This window comes from Oleiphilus sp. HI0123 (genome assembly GCF_001635315.1).
The window spans coordinates 1-3,068 of record NZ_LWGE01001177.1 but is presented as its reverse complement, the minus strand read 5'-3'; the positions used below and the strand labels follow the sequence as shown (position 1 = coordinate 3,068).

Sequence of the window (3,068 nt, the reverse complement as noted above, 5' to 3'; positions counted from 1 at the left end):
TTTGTACCTTTCTCAGCCAAACGTAGATCAATTTCGTGTAGGCGGTCGTAGTAGCGATAAACGCGAGACTGCATTCTCCAAGCCAGCAGTGCAGGAAGTATTTTGAATAAGGGTAGTAGTAGGAAAATTATTGGTAGAAGTAAGATCGCAAAACGATTGATCTGAGCGACTATCCAGTAGGGCAGGGTTTTCTCTAGCGGATTAAAGCCATCTCTTAGTAGTTTTGCGGCATAAACATCTGCAGGCATATCTAATAAACTTGTGTTCGGGAAAGGCTCAGACATGACGAGTGAGACACGTTTAGCATGTACTATCTTGGCTGCTCTGACCAAACGATTGACTAAAGCGGGGTGTAGGTCATCATGTGCAACTAGCTTTGTCACGAGTGTAATGAGTGGCACGGCAGCTTCGGGGTAGGCCGGGTGATATCGAAGTGAGCCACTCAATAAATTGATATAGTGAGCTTCATGAAGCTGGCTTGCGAGTGCTTGGCCATGATCAAGCGGCAATAACTGGATCGCCGGGTTATCATATAAGGCTTGAAGATAAGGTGCGCTAAGTGGCGCAACAAAAAATGCCAGGTCGAGATTGCCCGAGAGTAGGGCTTCGGAAGCGGCTTTGCCGCCCAAGAATGCTTCGGGAGCTGTATTATTACTGAGGGCTGGCGCAGCGCTAATCTCTGCTAATTGCTCAACTACAGCTCGAGTACCGCTACCTTGTGCACCCAGTGCAACGCGTTTCCCTGTCCATGAAAACGGGTTGCCGTTGACTTGGGCTTCAACTCTGGCGAAGGCTAAGAGCGGCTCTGGAAAGACGGCTGCCAATGCGTTGATATTGGGGTTGCTTGATTTAATGCCGCCTTGGATCAGGGCGATGTCTACCGTGCTATTCGTGGCATCAATCAGTTTACTATTTTCGCGTGAACCAGCGGTTTCGACTATCTCTAATTGAAGACCATCCTCAGCTAAAATTTCTCGGTATTGTTGCGCTATTTGATAATAGGCACTACCTTCTACTCCCGCTGCTATTCGTAGCTGGTCTGGTGGAACCAGGCGCAGGCCAAGCACTAGGCCATAGAGCGTCGCGATGATCGCTAATGTAGCCACCACATAGCTTAATACATTTGAAAGACTTGGGAGTTTCAAGGATCTTTTCATATCAATAAATCTCTATTTGGCTTGTCATTAGGAAAACTGCACAGCGAGCTTCCCCGTGATGACGAGTTTATTGTCCTTGTTGAAATTTTGCGAGCGCTTCACCCATTGCCTTGTGAACGGCATTGATGCCCTGAAGAGGGCGCAGCATGACTTTGAATTCAGTTATTTGATCATCTTCGTTCCAGGTGATCATGTCGACACCATTGACGGTTTTGCCGTCAATAAGGGTTTCGAATTCGAGCACGGCAAAATGGTCGTTGTAAACTTCTTGAATATATTTGAAGTGTTCATTCGCAATCGTTTGCATTGCGCCCATTAGGTATAGTTTTGTAATGGCTTTGCCTCTTTGCGGAGTATGAACTACCGGAGAAAACATCGTGGCGTTATCAGCCAATAAATTGTCTAGAGCATTGATATCTCGTGTTTTCACAACAGTATGCCAGTTCTGAATAACTTTAGGAGCCATGATCTTTACCGTAATTATTGATAGTCAAAAAGGTGTTCTGAAGCGCTAATGTATCAAAGAAAATGGGACTAATGCGAATCTAATAACGGAAAACGGTAAAGACTAAATGTTTACTCCTGAAGCAGCATGTTGACTTCTTTCTCGAGGTAACGAATAAACCCCGTGTTAAACCCCTGATGAGCAATGCGAATATAACCTTCTCGATCTATCAAAAATGATGTAGGCATGGTGAGTAGCTCGTAAGCCTGTTGGGATTTCCCACTTCGTTCTTCCAGTACCGGAAAATCCACTGGGTACTGTTCAAGAAAACGCATCGCTTCTTCAGTGGTGACGTCAACATTGACAGCAAGAATTTCAAAGTCTTGACCGTTTTGTTTACTGTGCAGGCGCTTGCGAAGTTGATTATATTCGGGCATCGACTGACGGCATGGACCACACCATGAGGCCCAAAAATCTACCAGTACCACTTTGCCTTTATAGTCACTCAGATTGACGGTGCTCTTCTCATGTATATCAGGTAAAGAGAAGAGGGGGGCTTTGTTATATTTTGCGTCTTTTAAGTCTGCAGAGACCTGCTCGGTAAAGGAGTTTAAGCCTATAAAAATTAGGATGAAGTAAGCAATAGATAAACCAAGAAAACGGTCGGGCTTATTGGAGCGCGTGGGCATAAATGTAAAGCTCTACTGATAAAAAGAATTCATTTATTTGAACGCCGCGCGCCTAGAAAGTTCCCTGCCTTGCTAACTATAACCATTGAATGTAATGATTAGAGAGTACTTGATGACGCGTCGCATGACGTATTTTCAATAATGTACTATATTAAATGAATGAAAAAATATAAAAACCAGGCCTTATGGCGAACTTATCTATTTGTCGTATTCTTTTCTATCGTCGTAACCGCATCTTTTTTATATGCTGAATGGCAGGAAATTAAGGATCACGCAGGTATTGAGCAAAGTTATGCAAATAACCTCGTCTCTCATTCTATGGAATCCTTGCTTCAAAAAAACTCAAATTTATTGAAAGTACTTGGTGAACGCTTTGTGGAGCTTGTTGGCGAGGGAGAAATAGCCCAGGTTCAGAAAAGTATGAACCAGGTTTTACGAGTGAATACCGAGTTGATAGGTTTAGGCTTGGTTGATGTAAACGGTCAGTTGATAGTCTCTACCTTCAAACATATGCCAAGCCAGGTTCCTAATTTGTTGACAAAAGCGGAAACCAAAGACACCTTTCGCAAGACCCTGGAATCATCGAAATTAGTGATGGGAAGGACCTATTACTTCCAAGCATTGAATTCGTGGGTCATACCTATCCGGCTTCGGGTATTAGATAGCGAAGGACAGGTTGCAGCTGTTGTGGTAGCAGGCTTTAAACTAGGCGCTTCTCATGGTTTATGGTCTAGAGAAAATCTACCAAAACACCTTGCTTTGACAGTCGTTCGTGGC

At 44.0% G+C, this 3,068-nt stretch carries 4 protein-coding genes; 1 reads left to right on the top strand and 3 read right to left on the bottom strand.

What is annotated here, in order from left to right:
* The 3 genes from A3761_RS12955 to A3761_RS12945 form a co-directional block, all read right to left on the bottom strand.
* Positions 1-1,157, bottom strand: a 1,157-nt coding sequence (locus A3761_RS12955) for a TAXI family TRAP transporter solute-binding subunit (RefSeq protein WP_068750316.1), incomplete at its 3' end; no start/stop codon positions are given.
* Between the two features lie 67 nt (positions 1,158-1,224).
* Positions 1,225-1,623 carry a nuclear transport factor 2 family protein gene (locus tag A3761_RS12950; protein ID WP_068513165.1) on the bottom strand — a complete coding sequence of 133 codons (399 nt, stop codon included), beginning with the start codon at positions 1,621-1,623 and terminating at the stop codon, positions 1,225-1,227.
* A gap of 110 nt (positions 1,624-1,733) precedes the next feature.
* On the bottom strand, positions 1,734-2,291 hold the full coding sequence (locus tag A3761_RS12945) for a TlpA disulfide reductase family protein (RefSeq protein ID WP_068554594.1): 558 nt from the start codon (positions 2,289-2,291) through the stop codon (positions 1,734-1,736).
* 159 nt (positions 2,292-2,450) lie between these two features.
* On the opposite strand from A3761_RS12945, the gene A3761_RS12940 reads away from it, so the two are divergent.
* Positions 2,451-3,068: PDC sensor domain-containing protein (locus A3761_RS12940; RefSeq protein ID WP_197473038.1), on the top strand; the 618-nt coding region annotated here is incomplete at its 3' end.

Excerpts from the sequence above, each read along its gene's own strand:
- A3761_RS12950 (WP_068513165.1), bottom strand. The coding sequence starts at position 1,623 with ATGGCTCCTAAAGTTATTCAGAACTGGCATACTGTTGTGAAAACACGA.
- A3761_RS12945 (WP_068554594.1), bottom strand. The coding sequence starts at position 2,291 with ATGCCCACGCGCTCCAATAAGCCCGACCGTTTTCTTGGTTTATCTATT.